Origin of the sequence: Acidovorax sp. Leaf73 (assembly GCF_916855635.1) — a bacterium.
Taxonomy (GTDB): domain Bacteria; phylum Pseudomonadota; class Gammaproteobacteria; order Burkholderiales; family Burkholderiaceae_C; genus Acidovorax; species Acidovorax facilis.
In genome coordinates, this window is record NZ_CAKASI010000006.1 from 201,308 (window position 1) to 220,788 (window position 19,481).

Annotated in this window: 19 protein-coding genes and 1 tRNA gene; 13 read left to right on the forward strand and 7 right to left on the reverse strand. The window is 64.3% G+C overall.

The features are described 5' to 3' along the window. Position 1: 1 nt before the first annotated feature. A complete protein-coding gene (locus tag LPA35_RS20570) occupies positions 2 to 3,556 on the reverse strand; it encodes an ATP-binding protein (protein WP_228898669.1) in 3,555 nt (1,184 codons plus the stop codon). 213 nt (positions 3,557 to 3,769) lie between these two features. Between LPA35_RS20570 and LPA35_RS20575 the strand changes: the two genes are divergently transcribed. The 9 genes from LPA35_RS20575 (at position 3,770) to LPA35_RS20615 (ending at position 9,666) form a co-directional block, all read left to right on the forward strand. Further along, positions 3,770 to 4,072: an urease subunit gamma gene (locus LPA35_RS20575; protein ID WP_228898671.1), complete on the forward strand. Its 303-nt coding sequence runs from the start codon at positions 3,770 to 3,772 to the stop codon at positions 4,070 to 4,072. A 41-nt stretch (positions 4,073 to 4,113) separates the two neighbouring features. Beyond that, positions 4,114 to 4,728, forward strand: coding sequence for a HupE/UreJ family protein (locus LPA35_RS20580; RefSeq protein ID WP_228898677.1), 615 nt, complete (start codon positions 4,114 to 4,116; stop codon positions 4,726 to 4,728). A 25-nt stretch (positions 4,729 to 4,753) separates the two neighbouring features. After that, positions 4,754 to 5,059 carry an urease subunit beta gene (locus LPA35_RS20585; RefSeq protein ID WP_176888583.1) on the forward strand — a complete coding sequence of 102 codons (306 nt, stop codon included), beginning with the start codon at positions 4,754 to 4,756 and terminating at the stop codon, positions 5,057 to 5,059. A gap of 112 nt (positions 5,060 to 5,171) precedes the next feature. Continuing rightward, positions 5,172 to 6,890 (forward strand): urease subunit alpha, encoded by a 1,719-nt coding sequence (gene ureC / locus LPA35_RS20590; RefSeq protein ID WP_218298662.1) that lies wholly within the window; start codon positions 5,172 to 5,174, stop codon positions 6,888 to 6,890. Positions 6,891 to 6,902: 12 nt separating this feature from the next. Next, on the forward strand, positions 6,903 to 7,391 hold the full coding sequence (locus tag LPA35_RS20595) for a GNAT family N-acetyltransferase (RefSeq protein WP_228898679.1): 489 nt from the start codon (positions 6,903 to 6,905) through the stop codon (positions 7,389 to 7,391). A gap of 70 nt (positions 7,392 to 7,461) precedes the next feature. After that, positions 7,462 to 8,109 carry an urease accessory protein UreE gene (ureE, locus tag LPA35_RS20600; RefSeq protein ID WP_228898681.1) on the forward strand — a complete coding sequence of 216 codons (648 nt, stop codon included), beginning with the start codon at positions 7,462 to 7,464 and terminating at the stop codon, positions 8,107 to 8,109. Between the two features lie 11 nt (positions 8,110 to 8,120). Next, positions 8,121 to 8,831 carry an urease accessory protein UreF gene (locus LPA35_RS20605; protein WP_228898686.1) on the forward strand — a complete coding sequence of 237 codons (711 nt, stop codon included), beginning with the start codon at positions 8,121 to 8,123 and terminating at the stop codon, positions 8,829 to 8,831. 50 nt (positions 8,832 to 8,881) lie between these two features. Further along, complete coding sequence (ureG, locus tag LPA35_RS20610) at positions 8,882 to 9,559, forward strand: urease accessory protein UreG (protein ID WP_228898687.1); 678 nt, start codon at positions 8,882 to 8,884, stop codon at positions 9,557 to 9,559. A gap of 19 nt (positions 9,560 to 9,578) precedes the next feature. Further along, positions 9,579 to 9,666: transfer RNA gene (locus LPA35_RS20615), tRNA-Ser, on the forward strand. Positions 9,667 to 10,270: 604 nt separating this feature from the next. Here LPA35_RS20615 and LPA35_RS20620 read toward each other — a convergent pair. Beyond that, the gene (locus LPA35_RS20620) at positions 10,271 to 12,022 is read right to left on the reverse strand and encodes a GGDEF domain-containing protein (protein WP_228898688.1); all 1,752 of its coding nucleotides are present in this window, start codon (positions 12,020 to 12,022) and stop codon (positions 10,271 to 10,273) included. A gap of 316 nt (positions 12,023 to 12,338) precedes the next feature. Between LPA35_RS20620 and LPA35_RS20625 the strand changes: the two genes are divergently transcribed. Continuing rightward, on the forward strand, positions 12,339 to 12,668 hold the full coding sequence (locus LPA35_RS20625) for an I78 family peptidase inhibitor (protein WP_082437489.1): 330 nt from the start codon (positions 12,339 to 12,341) through the stop codon (positions 12,666 to 12,668). 79 nt (positions 12,669 to 12,747) lie between these two features. Here LPA35_RS20625 and hemW read toward each other — a convergent pair whose 3' ends face one another. From hemW to LPA35_RS20650, 5 genes are all read right to left on the reverse strand, one after another. After that, positions 12,748 to 13,998, reverse strand: a complete 1,251-nt coding sequence (hemW, locus tag LPA35_RS20630) for a radical SAM family heme chaperone HemW (protein WP_228898689.1) — start codon at positions 13,996 to 13,998, stop codon at positions 12,748 to 12,750. 16 nt (positions 13,999 to 14,014) lie between these two features. After that, the gene (rdgB, locus tag LPA35_RS20635) at positions 14,015 to 14,614 is read right to left on the reverse strand and encodes an RdgB/HAM1 family non-canonical purine NTP pyrophosphatase (protein ID WP_055399032.1); all 600 of its coding nucleotides are present in this window, start codon (positions 14,612 to 14,614) and stop codon (positions 14,015 to 14,017) included. 76 nt (positions 14,615 to 14,690) lie between these two features. Continuing rightward, positions 14,691 to 15,425 carry a ribonuclease PH gene (rph, locus tag LPA35_RS20640; protein ID WP_228898691.1) on the reverse strand — a complete coding sequence of 245 codons (735 nt, stop codon included), beginning with the start codon at positions 15,423 to 15,425 and terminating at the stop codon, positions 14,691 to 14,693. 203 nt (positions 15,426 to 15,628) lie between these two features. After that, complete coding sequence (locus LPA35_RS20645) at positions 15,629 to 16,531, reverse strand: PP2C family serine/threonine-protein phosphatase (RefSeq protein WP_055399036.1); 903 nt, start codon at positions 16,529 to 16,531, stop codon at positions 15,629 to 15,631. Positions 16,532 to 16,559: 28 nt separating this feature from the next. Further along, positions 16,560 to 17,576, reverse strand: a complete 1,017-nt coding sequence (locus tag LPA35_RS20650; protein WP_008905072.1) for a serine/threonine-protein kinase — start codon at positions 17,574 to 17,576, stop codon at positions 16,560 to 16,562. A gap of 75 nt (positions 17,577 to 17,651) precedes the next feature. Between LPA35_RS20650 and LPA35_RS20655 the strand changes: the two genes are divergently transcribed. The 3 genes from LPA35_RS20655 to rpoZ are packed head-to-tail and all read left to right on the forward strand — an operon-like array spanning position 17,652 to position 19,447. Next, the gene (locus LPA35_RS20655) at positions 17,652 to 18,569 is read left to right on the forward strand and encodes a YicC/YloC family endoribonuclease (RefSeq protein ID WP_121422508.1); all 918 of its coding nucleotides are present in this window, start codon (positions 17,652 to 17,654) and stop codon (positions 18,567 to 18,569) included. Positions 18,570 to 18,605: 36 nt separating this feature from the next. Further along, positions 18,606 to 19,226, forward strand: a complete 621-nt coding sequence (gene gmk / locus LPA35_RS20660) for a guanylate kinase (protein ID WP_055399040.1) — start codon at positions 18,606 to 18,608, stop codon at positions 19,224 to 19,226. A gap of 17 nt (positions 19,227 to 19,243) precedes the next feature. After that, a complete protein-coding gene (rpoZ, locus tag LPA35_RS20665; RefSeq protein ID WP_005794722.1) occupies positions 19,244 to 19,447 on the forward strand; it encodes a DNA-directed RNA polymerase subunit omega in 204 nt (67 codons plus the stop codon). Positions 19,448 to 19,481: the final 34 nt, after the last annotated feature.

Below are 19,481 nucleotides of genomic sequence, written 5' to 3' on the forward strand. Positions count from 1 at the left end.
ACTATGGCGCCTGCTCCAGGATCTGGCCCATGGCATCGAACTGGAACTGCTTGGCCAGCTGCCGCATGGTGCCCACAAAAGCGCTGTGCGCGGGCTGGCTGCGTTCAATGTCGTCCAGCGTGTTGAGGATGCCACGGTAGTAGCCCAAAGACACTGCCTGGGCCAAGGCGGCAAGGGCGGTGGTGTCGGGGTATGTGAGGGGCGCATCCGCTGCCGCAGGCAAGGCGGGGGTCGTATTGGCTTCGCCGTATTGCCACTGCAACCCCAAACGGCGCTCCAGCCAGTCGAGCAGCTCGCTGTGGCGCACGGGTTTGACGATGAAGTCTTCGGGGCGGATGGCCACGTCGTTGTCCAGCGCCTTGTCAAACGCATTGGCGGAAACAATGGCGCAATGCACGTTCGGCAACCGCATCTGCCGCACGCGCCGCAAGGTCTCCCATCCATCAATGCCCGGCATGGCCAGGTCCATGAAGATGGCGTGCGGCCGGTAGCCGGTGGCCAGCAGGTCCAGCGCATCGTGGCCGCTGGCCGCCTGGCGCAGCTCAAAGCCCAGGGGTTCGAGCAGTTGCACCAGCAGTTCGCGGTCAGGCTCTTCGTTGTCCACGACCAGGATGCGGCGGCGCTCGCCGGCATACCCTCTGCGCGCGCGCTGGGCTTGCACAGCCACGGGCGCCGCCGCCTTGCCCAGCGCATCCCCATGCACCTCGGGCAGGAACAGCTTGACGTGGAACACCGAGCCCACGCCTGGGGTGCTGCTCACCGTCAGCTCGCCGCCCATGAGCGCGGTGAGCATCTTGGCAATGGTCAGGCCCAGGCCTGCGCCCGGCGCGGCCGCGGTGTTGCCACCGCCCGAGCCGCCGCGCGCAAAGGGCTCGAAGATGCGCTCGATCTCCTCGGCTGTGAGGCCTGGTCCGGTGTCCTGCACCTCGATGCGCGCCATTTCGCGTGCATAGCGCACGCGCAGCGTGACGGTACCCTGCGCGGTGAACTTGACGGCGTTGCCCAGCAGGTTGATGAGGATCTGGCGCAGGCGCTTTTCGTCGGCACGCACCACTTCCGGAATCACGCCCAGCACATCAAACTGGAAAGCCAGGCCCTTGGCCGCGGCCTGCAGTTCAAACAGGCTGGCCATCTCGTGCAGGCCATCGGCAAAACGCATGGGCGTCACGTCCAGCGTGAGCTTGCCGGATTCGATGCGCGCAATATCGAGCGTGCCCTCGATGAGCGAGAGCAGGTGCTCACCGCCCCGGCGGATCACATGCACCGCCTGCTTGCGGTGCGGGGGCACGCCCGCGTCCTCGCCCATGAGCTGCGCGTAGCCCAAGATGGAGTTGAGCGGCGTGCGGATCTCGTGGCTGATGGCGCTGATGTAGCGGCTTTTGGCGTGGTTGGCCTGGTCGGCGGCGCGCTTGGCTTCTTCGGCCACCTGGCGCGCCTGCTCGGCCACGCTGCGCGCGGTCTGCAGGGCCTCGTCGGTCTGGCGGTGCAGCTCGATCTCGCGCACCAATAGGCCCGTCTGCCGGTTGGATTCCTCCTGCGCCACCTGGCGGCTTTTGTGCGCCAGCACCAGCCACCAGGCCACGATGCCCGAAATGACCAGCAGTGCAAGATAGGCCTTGAGCAGGCCCGAGCGCAGCGCCACTTCGGGTGCCGCCATCACCTCGGTGTCAGTGGCCGCCTGGGCGATGGTGTTGAGCTCCTGGTGGTACAGCAGCCCCATCACCGAGGCCAGCAGCGGCGCGATCACCAGCATCAGCAGCAGGAAGTGACCCAGGCCCGTGTCCAGGTAGCGCCACATGGCGCGCGGCAGCACCCAGCGCAGCGCGGCCGACCATTGCACCGCCATGCTCGCGTGGGGTTTGCACAGGTCGCCGCAGCGCGCATCGAGCGTGCAGCACAGCGAGCAGATAGCCCCCCGGTAAGCAGGGCACTGGGCCATGTCCGGGGCTTCGTACTCGCGCTCGCAGATCACGCAGCGCTGCACGGTGTAACGCACGTAGCTGCCCAGGTCAGCACCTTGTTTGCCGCTGACCGGACCGTGCATGGGCACCGCCACCACATCGGTCACCGCAGTGGGATCGGGCTGGCGCGCAATGTAGTAGCGCCCTCCAGTGGCCCAGGCAATGAGCGGTGCAGTGACAAAGGCCACCGCCATCGCAATCACCGCCGAGAACGCCTGCGGCAGCGGTCCGAACAGGCCCAGGTGCGCGCTGATGGACAGGATGGACGCGAGCGCCATCGAGCCCACGCCCACTGGATTGATGTCGTACAGGTGCGCGCGCTTGAACTCGATGCCCTTGGGCGACAGACCCAGCGGCTTGTTGATGACGAGGTCGGCCACCACCGACATGATCCAGGCGATGGCGATGTTGGAGTACAGCCCCAGCACCTCGCCCATGGCGCGGAACACGTTCATCTCCATCAGCATGAAGGCGATGAGGGTGTTGAACACCACCCACACCACGCGCCCCGGGTGGCTGTGGGTAAGGCGCGAAAAGAAGTTCGACCACGCCAGCGAGCCTGCGTAGGCGTTGGTCACATTGATCTTGAGCTGCGAGACCACCACAAACAACGCCGTGGCCGCCACCGCCCAGCCGTAGTGGGGGAACACGTATTCATACGCGGCCAGGTACATCTGGTTGGGGTCCACCGCACGCTCGGCAGGCACCATGTGCGTGAGCGCCAGATAAGCCAGCAGCGCGCCGCCCAGCATCTTGAGCACGCCCAGCACCACCCAGCCAGGCCCGCCCACCAGCACGCCCAGCCACCAGCGCCCACGTGTGGCGGGGGTGGATGCGGGCATGAAGCGCAGGTAGTCGGCCTGCTCCCCCATCTGGGTAATGAGCGCAATACCGACCGTGAGCGCCGCACCAAACAAGGGCAGCTGAAATGTGGCGCCCCGCATTGATTCACCACCGTAGTGCACGATGCCGGAAAACGCACCAGGATCGCGCACGATCACATACACAAACGGCACCACCAGCATCACCAGCCACAGCGGCTGCGTCCACATCTGCAGGCGGCTGATGGCCGACACGCCGTGGGTGACCAGCGGAATCACCACAATGGCGCAGATCAGGTAGCCCCAGGTGGGCGGGATGTCGAGTGCCAGCTCCAGCGCATAGGCCATCACGGCCGCCTCCAGCGCGAAGAAGATGAAGGTGAAGCTCGCGTAGATCAGCGAGGTGAGCGTGGAGCCGATGTAGCCAAAGCCCGCGCCGCGCGTGAGCAGGTCCATGTCCACCCCGTAGCGCGCCGCATACACGCTGATGGGCAGCCCCGCCAGGAAGATGATGAGCCCCGTGGCCACGATGGCCCAGAACGCGTTGATGAAGCCGTACTGCACCAGCAGCGTGGCGCCCACGGCCTCCAGGATCAGGAAGGAGGCCGCGCCAAACGCGGTGTTGGCCACCCGCCATTCAGACCATTTGCGAAAGCGCTGGGGGGTGTAGCGCAGTGCGTAGTCCTCCATGGTCTCGGTGGCGACCCAGCTGTTGTAGTCGCGCCGGACCTTGACCACCTGTTGCGGGGCCTGCTGGGGTTCATGTGCAGCCATGCCCGGCTCTGTCGGCTGCAACGGTGCGGCGTCAGCGGGGGCGATAGAGGCGGCGTGAGGAGGCATGGGCAATGGCGGCGTTAACCCCTTCCGGTGCAGTTTCCATGCCACTGCCAACCCACATGAGCACAGCCCCTGCGCCAGATGACGTATGGCGGGCACGGGGCTTGCTGCCTAAGATGGGCTTGCTTCCACTAGATCACCCGGTACACCATGGAACTCACCCCTCGCGAAAAAGACAAGCTGCTGATCTTTACCGCCGCCCTGCTGGCCGAGCGCCGCAAGGCCCGGGGCCTGAAGCTCAACTACCCCGAGGCCATGGCCCTGATCAGCGCCGCCGTGATGGAAGGCGCCCGCGACGGCAAGACCGTGGCGCAATTGATGAGCGAGGGCCGCACCGTGCTCACCCGCGCGGACGTGATGGAGGGCATCGCCGAGATGATTCCTGACATCCAGGTCGAGGCCACCTTCCCCGACGGCACCAAGCTGGTCACCGTCCATCAACCGATCGTCTGACCCCCTTTCTCTCTGTCCCTCGTTCTCTCTGTGGAGCCCCCATGCGCATCGCACTCTCACACCGCCACACAGCCGCTCTCCTTTTCATAGCTGCCAGCGCAATCAGCACGTGTGCCAACGCCCATACAGGCGCTGAATCCCACATCCACAACAGTTTCTTCAGCGGCCTTGCCCACCCCCTGTTCGGCCTGGACCACCTGGCCGCCATGGTGGCCGTGGGCCTGTGGAGCGCCCTGGCCGCACGCAGCGCCGGGCGCGAACTGCTATGGGGCCCCGTGGGCTTTGCGGCCATGCTGCTGGTGGGCGCCGTGCTGGGCCTGCGGGGCGTGGCGCTGCCTGCTGTGGAGCCGATGATTGCTGCGTCGCTGCTGGTCACAGGCCTGCTGGTCGTGTCGCGCCTGCGCGTGCCCGGACTGCTGGCGGCGCTGGGTGTGGGCGTGTTCGCAGTCTTCCACGGCGTGGCCCATGGCTACGAGTTGGCAGGCAGCGACAGCGCCTGGCAAACATTGGCGGGCATGCTGACCGCCACCGCGCTGCTGCATGGCACGGGCCTCGCGGCGGGCTGGGCACTGCGCCACCGCCATGTGTGGCTGGCGCGCGCCGCAGGTGCGGGCGTGGCAGTGTTCGGTGGTGCGCTGCTCGCGCAAATGGCCTGACCCGTTGACCCACCAGGAGCACGTAATGATCCCAGGCGAACTCTTCACCGAACCCGGTGAACACCCGCTCAACACCGGCCGCCGCACCCTCACGCTGGTGGTGCGCAACACCGGCGACCGCCCCATCCAGGTCGGTTCGCACTACCACTTTGCCGAAACCAACAACGCCCTGGGCTTTGACCGCGCCGCCGCACGCGGCATGCGGCTGAACATTGCGTCGGGCACCGCCGTGCGCTTTGAGCCCGGCCAGGAGCGCACCGTGGAGCTGGTGGATTACGCCGGCGACCGCCGCGTGTTCGGCTTTCAGGGCCTCACGCAGGGTGCGCTCTAGCACTGAGCCGCCAATATTTGAGCCAAATTGGCCTCTAGCGCTTTATGGATAAGCGCTAGCAGCTATTAAAACAATAGTATTTATCGCCCACAGGAAAGCGGAGCACCCCACCATGGCAACCATTGGACGACGCGCCTACGCCGAAATGTTTGGCCCCACCGTGGGCGACCGCGTGCGCCTGGCCGACACCGAACTCATTCTCGAAGTCGAAGCCGATCACACGCTGCGCGCAGGCAGCTACGGCGAAGAGGTGAAGTTTGGCGGCGGCAAGACCATTCGCGACGGCATGGCACAAAGCCAGCGCAGCAACGCCCAGGGGGCGGTGGACACGGTGCTAACCAATGCCCTCGTGGTGGACCACACCGGCATCTTCAAGGCCGACATCGGCTTGCGCGCAGGCCGCATCGCATCCATCGGCAAGGCCGGCAACCCCGACACCCAGCCGGGCGTGGACATCATCATCGGCCCCGGCACCGAGGTCATCAGCTGCGAGGGCAACATCGTCACTGCAGGCGGCATCGACAGCCACATCCACTTCATCTGCCCGCAGCAGATTGAAGAGGCCCTGGCCAGCGGCGTGACCACCATGCTGGGCGGCGGCACCGGCCCCGCCACGGGCACGCTGGCCACCACCTGCACGTCGGGCCCCTTCAACATGGAGCGCATGCTGCAGGCCGCCGACGCCTTCCCCATGAACCTCGGCTTCCTCGGCAAAGGCAATGCCAGCCTGCCCGATGCGCTGCACGAGCAGATCAACGCGGGCGCCATCGGCCTCAAGCTGCACGAAGACTGGGGCACTACGCCCTCGGCCATCAGCAACTGCCTGGACGTGGCCGAAGAAACCGACACGCAGGTGGCCATCCACAGCGACACGCTCAACGAATCGGGCTTTGTGGAGAACACCATTGCCGCCGTGGGTGGGCGCGGCATCTGCGCCTTTCATACCGAAGGCGCGGGCGGCGGCCATGCCCCCGACATCCTGCGCGTAGTGGGCGAGGACAACTTCCTGCCCAGCTCCACCAACCCCACCATGCCGTACACGCACAACACGCTGGACGAGCATGTGGACATGCTCATGGTGTGCCACCACCTCGATGCCAGCATTGCCGAAGACCTGGCCTTTGCCGAGAGCCGCATCCGCAAGGAGACCATCGCGGCCGAGGACATCCTGCACGACCTGGGCGCCATCAGCATGATGAGCAGCGACAGCCAGGCCATGGGCCGCGTGGGCGAGGTCATCCTGCGCACCTGGCAGACCGCGCACAAGATGAAGGTGCAGCGCGGCAGCCTGCAAGGTGACACCGCCCGCAACGACAACACGCGCATCAAGCGCTACGTGGCCAAGTACACCATCAACCCCGCCATCGCCCACGGCATCAGCCATGAAGTGGGTTCGCTCGAAGTGGGCAAATGGGCCGACATCGTCATCTGGAAGCCCGCATTCTTCGGCGTGAAGCCCGCGCTGATCCTGAAGGGCGGCCTGATCGCCATGGCGGCGATGGGTGACCCGAACGCCTCCATCCCCACGCCCCAGCCCGTGCACTACCGGCCGATGTTTGGCGCGTTTGGCGGAGCGATTGCCAAGACCTCCCTCACCTTTGTCTCGCAGGCAGGTTTGGCGGCGGGCATCGGTGAGCGCTTCGGCCTGCGCAAAACGCTGAGCGCGGTGCGCAACATCCGCAGCGTGCGCAAGCAGCACATGGTGCACAACAGCTACACGCCCAAGATGGAAATCGACGCGCAGACTTATTCGGTACGCGCAGATGGGCAGCTGCTCACTTGCGAGCCCGCCACCGTACTGCCCATGGCGCAGCGCTACTTTTTGTTCTGAGGCCCACGTCCCATGAGCGCCGTATTGCAAGACCTGATGATCCGCCTGGACGACCTGAGCGACCCGCGCATTGAAGCCTTCATGCAAGAGCACCTGGTGGACATGCGTGCCGTTTCACCGCCTGAAAGCGTGCACGCGCTGGACATGGACCAGCTGCGTCAGCCGAACATCGCGTTCTGGTCTGCCTGGCTGACCGGAGTGGATGGCGACATGCTGGTGGGCACGGGCGCGCTCAAGCGGCTCGATGCCGGCCACGCTGAACTCAAATCCATGCGCACCAGCACCCGCCATCGCGGCCGGGGCATTGCGCGCCAGCTCCTGAACCATTTGCTGCAAGAGGCCCGTGCACGCGGCTTTGCCCGCGTGAGCCTGGAGACCGGCACGCAACCGTTCTTCGAACCCGCGCGGCAGCTCTACCTGCAGAACGGCTTCGTCGAATGCGGCCCTTTTGCCGGCTACTGCCTCGACCCTTACAGCTTCTTCATGACCCGTACGCTGTAAACAAACGCGCTGCCCAGGGTTGAGCCCCTGGCACACAATGCACGTTTGCCCGCTGCAACAAAGAATCTCCATGATCCAAGCCTCCAAACTCATCCCCCAAGGCAAGGGCCTTGCGCCCATACTGGTCAAGCGCGCCACCACCATCGAGCTGGACTGGGACGTGCGCCAGAAAAGCCGCTTTGCCGCCACCGACTCCGCCGGGCGCGAACTGGGCATCTTCCTGCCGCGCGGCACGCTGGTGCGCGGCGGTGACGTGCTGGTGGCCGAAGACGGCTCCATGGTCCGCGTCATCGCCGCACCGCAGCCCGTGCTGGTCATCACGCACAGCACACAGCACGGCACCCCCTTCGACCTGACCCGCGCCGCCTACCACCTGGGCAACCGGCACGTGCCCATCGAGCTGCAGCCCGACCACCTCAAGATCGAACCCGACCACGTGCTGGCCGACATGCTGCGCGCGATGCACCTGATCGTGACTGAGCAGAACTTGCCCTTTGAACCCGAAGGCGGGGCCTATGCGGCGGGACACGGTGGCGGGCACCACCATGGTGGGCATGACCACGGACATGACCATGGGCACGATCACGATCACGATCACAGCCATGATCACAGCCACGCAGCAGCAAACACCGCAGCCCCAGGCCCCGGGCGCACCGTATCCATCCCCGTGGTGGCCCAGGGGCATGTGCACGGCCCCCACTGCAACCACGACCACTGACTCCCCGCTCCATGCGCCTGGACCGCCCCGCGCGCCTGCCCGCCGCCAGCTTCCTGCAGCTGATGTGGCTCGCTTCCCCCGCGCTGCCCGTGGGCGGGTTCTCGTATTCCGAAGGGCTGGAAAGCGCCATTGAAAACGCGGGCCTCGCCAGCGAAACCGCCGTGGGCGACTGGCTGCTGGACCAGTTGCACATCACGCAGGCGCGCGGCGACATGGCCCTCATCGCCAAAGCAGCAGGCGCCTGGCGCCGCGCCGACTGGGCGCACGTGCGGGAACTCAACGACTGGGTGCTACACACCCGCGAAACGAGCGAACTGCGCCTGCAGACCGAGCAGATGGGCCGGTCGATGACCGACTGGCTGCGCAACCAGCACCAGGGTAACGAAGAGTCCCTGCCCGCCATCCGCCACCTGGCCGCCCTGCCCCCCACATACCCCGTGGCATTTGCACTGGCCGCCTCCACCACCCAGGCGCCCGTGCGCGATGTTCTGCTGGCCTACGCCTTCGGCTGGGCCGAAAACATGGTGCAGGCCGCCCTCAAATCCATGCAGCTGGGCCAAAGCGCAGGCCAGCGCATCCTCGCAAAACTGGCCGATGCCATACCTGCCGCCGCCGACCACGCCATAGGCCTGATGGATAGCGAGCGCCAGGCCTTCTCGCCGATGCTGGCCATCCTGAGCGCCCAGCACGAAGTGCAATATTCAAGACTTTTTCGCTCCTAGCGCTTGCGAATCCTGCGCTAGCAGCTATTGATTTGATAGTAAATTACGCCATGACCAACACACTGCACCACATCCCGAACCGCACCAAAAACCTGCCCCCGCTGCGCGTCGGCATCGGCGGCCCCGTGGGCTCCGGCAAGACCACGCTGCTGGAAATGCTGTGCAAGACCATGCGCGATGAATACGACCTCATCGCCATCACCAACGACATCTACACCAAGGAAGACCAACGCCTGCTGACAGTGAGCGGTGCCCTGCCCGCCGAACGCATCCTGGGTGTGGAAACCGGCGGCTGCCCCCACACCGCCATCCGCGAAGACTGCTCCATCAACCTCGAAGCCATCGACCGCATGTTGGGCGAGTTTCCCAACGCCGACATCGTGTTTGTGGAAAGTGGCGGGGACAACCTGGCCGCCACCTTCAGCCCCGAGCTCTCGGACCTCACCATCTACGTGATCGACGTGGCCGCTGGCGAAAAAATTCCCCGCAAGGGCGGCCCCGGCATCACCAAGAGCGATCTGTTCATCATCAACAAGACCGACTTGGCCCCCCACGTGGGCGCCAACCTGGACGTGATGCACGCCGACACCACCCGCATGCGCACCAACGCCCAGGGCCTCAAGCCGTTTGTGATGACCAATCTCAAAACCCTGGCAGGCGTGGCCGATGTGGTGAAGTTCATCGAGACCCGGGGCATGCTGAAAAAATCAGCACCCGCAGTCAGCTAGAATTCGCGCCTTCCCTCCCGGAGACTTGGGTGAGTGGTTTAAACCAGCAGTCTTGAAAACTGCCGACGGGCAACCGTCCGTGAGTTCGAATCTCACAGTCTCCGCCAAAACATCCAGCACAACGGGCCTTCTCGGCCCGTTGTGCTTTGCGCCCCACCACCCTACCCGCCGTCAGTGGCGGCCTTCGGACAAGTCAGAAGCATGGGGCGAAATGGGTGTCAGATCTTCTGGTCGGCACACCTCCTCACTGCCGGCCAATCGGACCCACAGGCCCGTTCTTCGGATGATGACGTAGTCCACGCTGACACGTCGGCCCTTGTAGATGAATTGCGCCCCGGGCTTGTACAGAATCATTCTGGTTATGTAATCAAAAGCGGTGGCCCCACGATGACACCCCACCTAGCTGTGAATGATGCAGCCCCCTAGCGCAACGTGCAGAGGATGGGGTCAAAGAACCCAGTATTCACCTGCTCATTCATGACAAGTCCCATGTCTTGCGGTTAGCGGTGCAGGCACTGGCAGGACGGGAAACGGGCAAAAAAAAGCCCGCTGGGTGCGGGCTGAACACTTGCTTGTGCAAGCGGGAGGGATGTCGACGGGGTATCGACGGACAAATAGTAGGCCGCCCCGTGACCGAGGTGTGTAGGACATCTTCGACTTTCTGAAGGACGTCTTCCAAGCCCGCTGACCCGGCGCGTGCACGCTGGGCGGTCACGCACCATAAATCCGCACACAACCGCGCCCAGAGGCTTTCGCCAGGTACATCGCGGAATCGGCCTTGCGCAGCAGCTCTTCGGCGTTCGTGGCGTCGGCGGACGACATCACGATGCCTACAGAGGCTCCGATCTGGATGAAATGCGATTCAATCTCCGTCGGCTGGGCAATGGCCTGCACCAGGCGCTCGCCCAGCCGGAGAGCGCTGTCGCGGTCAGAGACGCCACGCTGCAGCAGGGCAAATTCGTCGCCCCCCAGCCGCGCCACCACGTCGTTTTCGCGCGCCGCCTGGGCGAGCTGCCGGGCCACCCACGCCAGCAATTGGTCGCCCACAGCATGTCCGAAGCGGTCGTTGATGGGCTTGAAGCCGTCCAAGTCCACATACAACACGGCAAAGCCCTGGCCCTGGCGCCGCGCATCGGGCACCGCCGCCTGAAGGGTTTGCAGGAAGGCCGAGCGGTTCAGCAACCCCGTGAGTCCATCGTGTTCGGCAACATGCCGTATGCGGTGCTCGGCCTGTTTGCGCTGGGTCACGTCGGTGAAGGTGCGCAGCGCACCTCCACCTTTGATGGGCACGGTCTGGACCTCCAGGATGCGCCCGTCGGGCCGGGGGCGGTCATAGACCTGCTGCTGATCGACCCCGCCGTCACTGTTCAGCAGCATGTCTTGGATCTCTTGCGAGGCCCCGTCAAACTCGCCCCGTGCGCGCAGGTAGGCCAGCACATTCACCAGCGAGGGCTTGGAGGCCATCAGTTCGACGGGCAAATCCAGCAGCTCTAGCGCGCGGCGATTGCACAGCTCCACAATGCCCGTGGCACTGATCTTGGCCACGCCCTGGTCCATGTTTTCCAACGTGGCTTCCAGCAGGATGGACTTCTCACGCAGTTGCGCCTCGCTGTCGCGGGCGCTGCGCTCGGCCTGGGCAAGCCGACGTTGCTGGCGCTTGAACTCGGTGATATCCACATGTGCATAGAACACGGTCCCGTCCAAACCCTGCTTGGCGATCACGCGGCTCCAGCGGTTGCGGGGCAAGGGCACCTCAAACGGTGCGCCTGCAAATCGCATGTGTTCGTGCAGGATGGTGAGCCCCTCATAAAAGGGCGCCATGTCACCCGGCCCATCCGCAGCCCAGGCCCCCCGGTAAATGTCCTCAAAGCTCAGGCCCGTTGCAGCGGCGCGATCAACAAGGCTGTACATCTGCATGAACGGCTCGTTGACCCATTGAATGCGCTGGTCCTCCCCACAGATCATCAAGCCATCGGGAATGCGGTCAAAAAGCTCTGTACTTTCCACCATGGGGCTGCGCGGATAGCCGGGCTCGTGGATGTTGGCATCGCCCACCTTGTCCAGCTTTTCCTGTTCTTGTGGACTTTGGACCGCCTCTGCACGCCAGACCCGCACGCGCCCTACACCGGCGATCGGCAACGACGATACGTGGACCCGCAGGCCCCGGTGCTCAAAGCTGTAGGGGCGCGTCTGTGCACGGTGCCGCTCCACGCCTGCCGCGATGTAGCGGTCGATATTGGGCAGCTCCTGCGCATCCAGCCGCTCGGTGTAAAAGCGCCGCAGATTGGCGTGGTAGGGCTCGCCCACGTAGACATGCCCCTCATGCTCCGGGAAGAACTTGAAGAACGTACGGTTCCATGCGAGCGTGCAATCGTTTTCGTCAAACGCGCACAAGGCGACGTCCAGACCATCCAGGGTGTCGCCGAGAGAGTGGATGAGGCTGAAGATGGGATCGTCGGACATGGTTGTTCGGGGCTGCACAAACTCGGTTGCCAGAAGCCAGCGCGCTCCACACTGGCCCCGGTGTTCTGCCCACCCAGCGGGGAGCGCAGACCACCAACAATCCATTGTGCGGACAGGGCCTTACGGCAAACCATCGCCGGGTACCCGCCGTGTGAGGGAGGCGCGCGGCCTGTCGCATTCAGCCAACATTTTCTTGACCCTCATCAAGTCATCCACAACCACCGGGAGGGACAGTCCTCCCCCCGTGTTACGCGTGGACACCCGCGCTCACAGGGCATCCGGTATGGTGAGGGTCTTGTTTTCAGGAGCCTCACCCATGACGAAAATCCCTTTTGGCATCTCCGGCAGCCTAGTGGTTGCGGCGCTGATGACGGGTTGCGCCAGCCAAGGCCAGCCCCCGGCCCCCTCTGGCAGCCCGGCGCCGGCAGAACCCGCGCCAGGCGGCCTGTGCAACGCCCAGCCGGCCCAGTCGGCGGTGGGGCAAAACAGCACGGCATCGGTGGTGGAATTAGCCCGGGTGCGGTCGGGCGCACAAATGGCCCGCGTCCTGCGCCCCGGCCAGATCATCACCAAGGAATTCAATGCCCAGCGGCTCAACCTGGAGGTGGATGCCAACGGCCGCATTGTGGCGGTGCGCTGCGGCTGACCACGCGGGGGACGGCGCGCTGCACGCAGCGCCAACCGCGCCAAGAGCGGCGGCGCCCCGGCATTGTAGGTAGCCCCGGTCAGTCCGCCAGGAACAGCTCCTGCAGGTCGCTCAGAAAATCAAAGCCCCGCTCTGTCGGGCGCACATGGGTCAGGTCGCGCTCGATCAAACCTTTGCTCTCGGCCGCCTTCAACCCCTTGGCGATGGTGGTCAGCGGCAAACCCGTGCGATCCATGAAATCCTGCAGCGCAAAACCACCGCGCAGGCGCAGGGCGTTGAGCATGTATTCAAACGGAAGTTCGGCCCGGCGCACGTCTTCATCCTGCGCCACAGCCCTGCCGGCCAGGGCGTTGTCCATGTAGCGGCCTGGGTCGCGAAAGCGCACCTGGCGCACCACGCGGTGCGCAAAACTGAGTTTGCTGTGTGCGCCCGCGCCAATGCCCAGGTAATCGCCAAACTGCCAGTAGTTGGTGTTGTGGAAACACTGGTGGCCGGGCTGCGCATAGGCCGATATTTCGTAGCGCGCCATGCCCGCCTGGCCCGTCATCTCGGTGATGCGGTCCAGCATGGCATAGGCCTGGTCGTCCTCGGGGATGGCTGGCGGAAACTTGGCGAAGTAGGTGTTGGGCTCGATGGTGAGGTGGTAGATGGAGATGTGCGGCGGCTTGAAGGCCAATGCCGTCAACATGTCCTGCTCCAGCTCCTGCGGCGTCTGGCCCGGCAACGCGTACATGATGTCGAGGTTGTAGGTGTCAAACGACGCGGCAGCCTCTTCCACCGCCGCCAAGGCCTGGCTGCGGTCATGCACGCGGCCCAGGGCCTTGAGGTGCTGGTCGTTGAAGCTTTGCACCCCCACCGACAGCCGCGTAACGCCCGCCGCCCGGAAGGCGCGGAAGCGGTCTTTCTCGAACGTGCCGGGGTTGGCCTCCAAGGTGATCTCGCAGTCGGGCGCAAGGAGCAGGCGGGCGCGGATGTCGCCGATCAGCCGGTCAATGGCGGCTGGTGAAAACAGGCTGGGCGTGCCGCCGCCGATGAAGATGCTGTGCACCGTGCGGCCCCAGATGAGGGGCAGCGCGGCTTCCAGGTCGGCCATCAGGGCGTCGATGTAGCGCTGCTCGGGCACCCCGTTGTCACCCGCTCCGTCGCCACGGGCCTCGTGCGAATTGAAGTCGCAGTACGGGCATTTTTTGAGGCACCAGGGCAGGTGCACATACAGCGACAGGGGCGGCAGGCTGGGCAGCTGCAGCAGGCCGGGGCGCATGTAGTGCTGGATGTCGCGCACCACGGCGGGTTCGGCCTCAGCCTGCGGCGTGATCGGGATGTGGGCCACGTTCTTGTCGTCCCTTCTACAGCCAGCGTTCGCGCATCAGCGCCAGCATCTGCGCGGCCGAGCGGCCCCGGTGGCTGTGGGCGTTCTTCACTTCCACAGGCAGCTCGGCAAAGGTCTTGCCGAATTCGGGGATAAACATCACAGGGTCAAAACCAAATCCGTTGCTGCCCCGGGGTTCGGTGGTGATCTCGCCCACCACCCGGCCCACGGCAATCAGCGGCTCAGGGTCTTGCGGGCTGCGCACGGCAACCAGAGTGCTGACCATGGCGGCGCGGCGGTTGGCGACGCCGTGCAACTGCTCCAGCAGGGCGCGCACATTGTTGTCGTCGCTCTTCTCGTAGCCAAACTGGGTGCAGTAGTAGGCGGTATCGACGCCCGGCAGGCCGCCAAAGGCATCCACACACATACCGGCGTCATCCGCCAAGGCGGGCAGGCCGGTGTGGGCCGAGGCAAAGCGGGCTTTGGCCAAGGCATTCTCCACAAAGGTGCGAAATGGCTCTTCGGCCTCACCCACGCCCAAGTCGGCCTGGCGAACCAGCTCGACCCCGAGTGGCGCGAACATGGACTGCAGCTCGGCCAGCTTGCCACGGTTGTTGGATGCTAGAACGATTTTCATGATTCAAATTGGCATCTAGCGCTTATCCATCAAGCGCAAGCAGCTATCAATTAGTGAGCAATATCAGGTTAGAGGGTTAGGGGGTTTCCAGCAGCGCCCGTTGCTGCAACTGCACCAGCTCTGCGATGCCTTTTTCGGCCAGCGCGAGCAGCTGGTCCATCTCCGTCCGGGTAAACGCCACGCCTTCGGCCGTGCCCTGCACTTCCACAAAGTGGCCTGCGCCCGTCATCACAACGTTCATGTCGGTGTCGCAGTCCACGTCTTCCACATATTCCAGGTCCAGCAGCGGCGTGCCCTGCACGATGCCGACCGAGATGGCGGCCACGGGCTGCACCAGGGGGGACTGCGTGATCTTGCCACTGGCCAGCAGCTGGTTGACCGCATCCTGCGCCGCGACCCAGGCGCCGGTGATGGCAGCGGTGCGGGTCCCGCCATCGGCCTGGATCACGTCGCAGTCGAGCTGGATGGTGCGCTCGCCCAGCAGCTTGAGGTCAAACACCGCGCGCAGGCTGCGGCCGATGAGGCGCTGGATCTCTTGCGTGCGGCCGGTCTGCTTGCCGCGCGCGGCCTCGCGGTCGCTGCGGCTGTGGGTGGCACGCGGCAGCATGCCGTATTCGGCCGTGACCCAGCCCTCGCCGCTGCCGCGCTTGTGGGGCGGCACGCGCTCTTCCACCGAAGCGGTGCAAAGCACTTTGGTGTTGCCGAACTCGATCAGCACCGAACCTTCGGCATGCATGGTGTAGCGGCGGGTGATGCGCACGGGGCGCAGCTGGTGGGCGGCTCGGTCGCCGGTGCGGGTGAAGGTGGTCATAGAATTTTCAGTAGAAAAATGGGCGTGCCTCATGCATGACCAAAGGCTCGCCCGAAACGCGCGGCCGAGGCCAGCGATCGCCGTGCGAGGGCCGCCCAGGCTGCGTAGCTGCGTCTCCCTTGCGTGCACTGGCAGTGTCCCTTTTCCCGAATCGCACAGCGATTCGAGAGAAGGGGGAAGACGCGCAGCGACTCAGGGGGGTGTCATGCTTTCCGTGCGGCCGAGCGGCGAATGGCTTCGTTGATTTCGGCGATGGACCGCTCGATGGCGGCATCGTCCAGGTCATCCACCAGGCCATCGAGTGGCCCTGCCTGGATAGTGGACGCGAACACGTCGTCGCTGATGCTGTCGGTCGAGACGCCCTGGGTGGATTCGAACGCGTCGGGCGTCTCCCACTCCAGAGCTATCACGGTCACGTTGTCGCTGCTGTCCCCCGCCTTGCGCAGTGCGTCTTCCACCAGCTCGGGCACAGCATGCGACACGGTGTTGCGGCCGAGTTGGGTGGCAATCTCCTCGTCGCTGAGGGTGCCCCACAGCCCATCCGAACACAGCAAAATGCGGTCGCCCTGCTCCAGGTAAACCGGGCCGGTGATGTCATAGATGGGCTTGGTGGGCGAGCCCAGGCAGGTGAACAGCACGTTGCGGTTGATGCGCTCCAGGCCCGGCGGTGGGGAGTTGCGCAGCTCCATGTAGGAGTGGTCGCGGGTGCGTGTGAGCAAATCACCGTCGCGCACCATGTACAGCCGCGAATCGCCACAATGCACCCAGGTGGCCGTGCCGCCCTGCAAAACCGCTGCCACCAGCGTGGTGCGCGGCGTGTCGAGCATGCCCTTGTCGGTGGCGTAGCGCAGGATCTGGTGGTGCGCCGCCAGCAGCGCGCCCGACAGAAACTCCTGCACATCCTTGAGCTGCGGCTTGGCTTGGCGCTGGAACAAAGCCGAGATGGTCTGCAGTGCAATCTGTGCAGCCACTTCGCCTTCCGGGTGGCCACCCATGCCGTCGGCCAACACAAACAGGCCCGATTCGCGCGTGTAGCAATAGCCCATGCGGTCTTCGTTCTTCTCGCGGCCACCACGGCGGCTGATCTGGAAAACCGAGAATTTCATAGCGACTCACGCAAAGAGGGCTTCGGGTTCATTTGGGTTTGGCTCCGATACCGGTGGCTTCACCCACCTTTTGCACATTCTTCTTGGTGTCGGACACCAGGGTGTCGAGCTGCAGGCGCATCTTCTCGGCCACCGTCAGTTTGGTGTAGCGGCGCTCGCCCTCGCGACTCAGTTCCTTTTGCAGCGCAAACACCGACTGCGGGCGCGACAGCGGATCGAGCGCCATGCACCATTCCACCACCTCGATGAGGTTGTCGGAGTACACGCCACGCAGCTTGGTCAAGGCCAGCGAGAGGCGGTCCTTTTCGATGCGCTGGGGCGCCTCGTTGGGCGGAAAGCCTTGCATGCAGGCGTAGATGCAGGCACCAATCGCGTAAATATCGGTCCAGGGGCCCATGGACGAATCGCGCCGGTACATCTCGGGAGCGGCAAAGCCGGGCGTGTACATCGGGCGGATGAAATTGCCCTCTTTGGACAGCACTTCACGCGCAGCGCCAAAGTCGATCATCACGGCCTTGTTGTCGTCGGTGATGAAGATGTTGGCCGGCTTGATATCAAGATGCAGCATCTTGTGCTGGTGCACGATGCGCAGCCCGCGCAGCACCTCGTCGAACAGCGAGCGGATGGTGGATTCGCGGAAGACCTTCTGTGTTTTCAGGTCGCGCGCGGTGATGATAAAGTCCTGCAGGGTCGCACCCTCTAGGTAGTTCATCACCATGTAGACGGTTTCGTTTTCGCGGAAGAAGTTGAGCACGCTCACCACAGAGGCGTGCGAGATCTGGGCCAGCGCCCGGCCTTCTTCAAAGAAGCTCTTGAGCCCCAGGCGGTAGAGCGAGAGTTTTTCGGACTGCACCTTGGGCAGCAGCTCGCCCGGTGCACGCGTGGCCAGCGACGAAGGAAGGTATTCCTTGATGGCGACCTGCTGCCCTTCGGCATCCAGGGCCAGATAGACCACACCAAAGCCGCCAGAAGACAACCGGCGCACCACGCGGTAGCCGCCAATTGCGGTATCGGGCGGCAATGGAGCCGGCTTGATTTTTGACATATTTTGCGAAGATGACTCGGGGGTGGAGCGGAACCCGGATAATCGCCGGATCGCAAGCAACCATCAAAAAGTCCAATGCCAGTTTACAGCATGACCGGATACGCCAGCGCACAGCATGGCGCATCTGCCACTGGCGCTGAAAACGACACCCGCGCGCCCCAATCACGCAGACTGGGGCTGGAAATCCGCTCGGTCAACAGCCGCTTCCTGGACCTTTCGTTCCGCCTCCCCGATGAACTGCGTGCCATGGAGCCCGCGCTGCGCAGCCTGCTGACCGCCCGCCTCAAGCGCGGCAAGGTTGAAGTCCGCGCCGCCCTGGAGAACGAGGACAGCAACACCCTGCAAGACCCGCCCGCGCGGCTGCTGCAACGGCTCAATTCTTTGCAAGATTCCGTCAAGGCATGGCTGCCGACCGCGGCGCCCCTCACGGTAGCCGACGCCCTGCGCCTGTGCGCCAACGCCCCATCGGGCTCTGAGGACTGGAGCGATGCCGTTCCTGCTTTGGCCGAAGAAGCCCTGACCGCCCTGATGGCCGCCCGCGAACGGGAGGGCAAGCGCCTGGCCACCATGCTGCTGGACCGGGTCAAGCAATTGCGCGCCCTGGCCGAACAGGCCGTCCCCATGGTGCCGCTGCTGGTCGAGCAGCAACGGCTGCGCTTCATGGAGCGCTGGAAGGAAGCCATGGCGCTGACCGACGGTGCCACCCTGCCCGAGGCCGCCCGTGACCGCGCCCTGACCGAGGCTACGGCGTTTGCCATCCGCATTGATGTGGCGGAGGAAATCACCCGGCTGGACTCCCACCTGGACGAGATCGAACGCCTGCTCAAGAAGGGCGGCGAGGTGGGCAAGCGCCTGGACTTCCTGATCCAGGAACTCCACCGCGAGGCCAATACGCTGGGCTCCAAATCTGCCGCCCTTGACCTGACCCGCATCAGCGTGGATATGAAAGTGCTGATCGAGCAGATGCGCGAGCAAGTACAGAATATCGAATAACACTCATTTTTTGATAGCGCTTCGCGCACATCAACTATGGACTATCCCGGAAATCTCATCGTAGTTGCAGCCCCCAGCGGCGCAGGCAAATCCAGCCTGGTCAAGGCCTTGCTGGAGCTGGACTCGCATGTCCACCTGTCGATCTCCCACACCACCCGCGCTCCGCGCGGGCAGGAAAAGCACGGCCGCGACTATTACTTTGCGTCGCAATCCGAGTTTGACGCCATGGTGGAAGGCAACGCCTTCGTGGAGTGGGCGCATGTACATGGCAACCGCTATGGCACCTCCAAAAAGGCGATCGAGGAGCGCATTGCCCAAGGCTCGGACGTGATCCTGGAAATCGACTTTCAAGGCGCGCTGCAGATCAAGGAAGCTTTCGCGAATGCAATCCTCGTGTTCATCCTGCCCCCCAGCTGGGAAGAACTGCGTTCGCGCCTGGAACGACGGGGCGAAGACTCCCCCGATGTCATCGAAGTCCGTCTCAAGAACGCGGCTACCGAGATGGCTCAGGTGAGCAAATTTGACTTCGTTATAATCAATGAGTTGTTTGAGCGCGCGCTTTTCGACCTGAAAGCCGTAGTTCACGCCCAGCGACTCAAGTACGCCGCCCAGCGCCGCGCCCGCGCTGACACCTTCCAGTCGCTCAATATCACCTGAATCCCCGGAGTAAAACGATGGCACGCATCACTGTAGAAGACTGTCTGGAAAAGATCCCCAACCGCTTCCAGCTCGTGTTGGCCGCCACGTACCGTGCCCGCATGCTGAGCCAGGGCCACGCCCCCCGCATCGAAAGCCGCAACAAGCCTGCCGTGACCGCCCTGCGCGAAATCGCAGAAGGCAAGGTTGGCCTGGAAATGCTCAAGAAGGTTCCTGGTTGAGCTTTTTTCTGGGCGCAGCCCGCAAAGAGCACCG

Coding starts and splice junctions, on each gene's coding strand:
- LPA35_RS20570 (WP_228898669.1), bottom strand. CDS start 3,556: ATGGCTGCACATGAACCCCAGCAGGCCCCGCAACAGGTGGTCAAGGTC.
- LPA35_RS20575 (WP_228898671.1), top strand. CDS start 3,770: ATGGAACTCACCCCTCGCGAAAAAGACAAGCTGCTGATCTTTACCGCC.
- LPA35_RS20580 (WP_228898677.1), top strand. CDS start 4,114: ATGCGCATCGCACTCTCACACCGCCACACAGCCGCTCTCCTTTTCATA.
- LPA35_RS20585 (WP_176888583.1), top strand. CDS start 4,754: ATGATCCCAGGCGAACTCTTCACCGAACCCGGTGAACACCCGCTCAAC.
- ureC (WP_218298662.1), top strand. CDS start 5,172: ATGGCAACCATTGGACGACGCGCCTACGCCGAAATGTTTGGCCCCACC.
- LPA35_RS20595 (WP_228898679.1), top strand. CDS start 6,903: ATGAGCGCCGTATTGCAAGACCTGATGATCCGCCTGGACGACCTGAGC.
- ureE (WP_228898681.1), top strand. CDS start 7,462: ATGATCCAAGCCTCCAAACTCATCCCCCAAGGCAAGGGCCTTGCGCCC.
- LPA35_RS20605 (WP_228898686.1), top strand. CDS start 8,121: ATGCGCCTGGACCGCCCCGCGCGCCTGCCCGCCGCCAGCTTCCTGCAG.
- ureG (WP_228898687.1), top strand. CDS start 8,882: ATGACCAACACACTGCACCACATCCCGAACCGCACCAAAAACCTGCCC.
- LPA35_RS20620 (WP_228898688.1), bottom strand. CDS start 12,022: ATGTCCGACGATCCCATCTTCAGCCTCATCCACTCTCTCGGCGACACC.
- LPA35_RS20625 (WP_082437489.1), top strand. CDS start 12,339: ATGACGAAAATCCCTTTTGGCATCTCCGGCAGCCTAGTGGTTGCGGCG.
- rdgB (WP_055399032.1), bottom strand. CDS start 14,614: ATGAAAATCGTTCTAGCATCCAACAACCGTGGCAAGCTGGCCGAGCTG.
- rph (WP_228898691.1), bottom strand. CDS start 15,425: ATGACCACCTTCACCCGCACCGGCGACCGAGCCGCCCACCAGCTGCGC.
- LPA35_RS20645 (WP_055399036.1), bottom strand. CDS start 16,531: ATGAAATTCTCGGTTTTCCAGATCAGCCGCCGTGGTGGCCGCGAGAAG.
- LPA35_RS20650 (WP_008905072.1), bottom strand. CDS start 17,576: ATGTCAAAAATCAAGCCGGCTCCATTGCCGCCCGATACCGCAATTGGC.
- LPA35_RS20655 (WP_121422508.1), top strand. CDS start 17,652: ATGCCAGTTTACAGCATGACCGGATACGCCAGCGCACAGCATGGCGCA.
- gmk (WP_055399040.1), top strand. CDS start 18,606: ATGGACTATCCCGGAAATCTCATCGTAGTTGCAGCCCCCAGCGGCGCA.
- rpoZ (WP_005794722.1), top strand. CDS start 19,244: ATGGCACGCATCACTGTAGAAGACTGTCTGGAAAAGATCCCCAACCGC.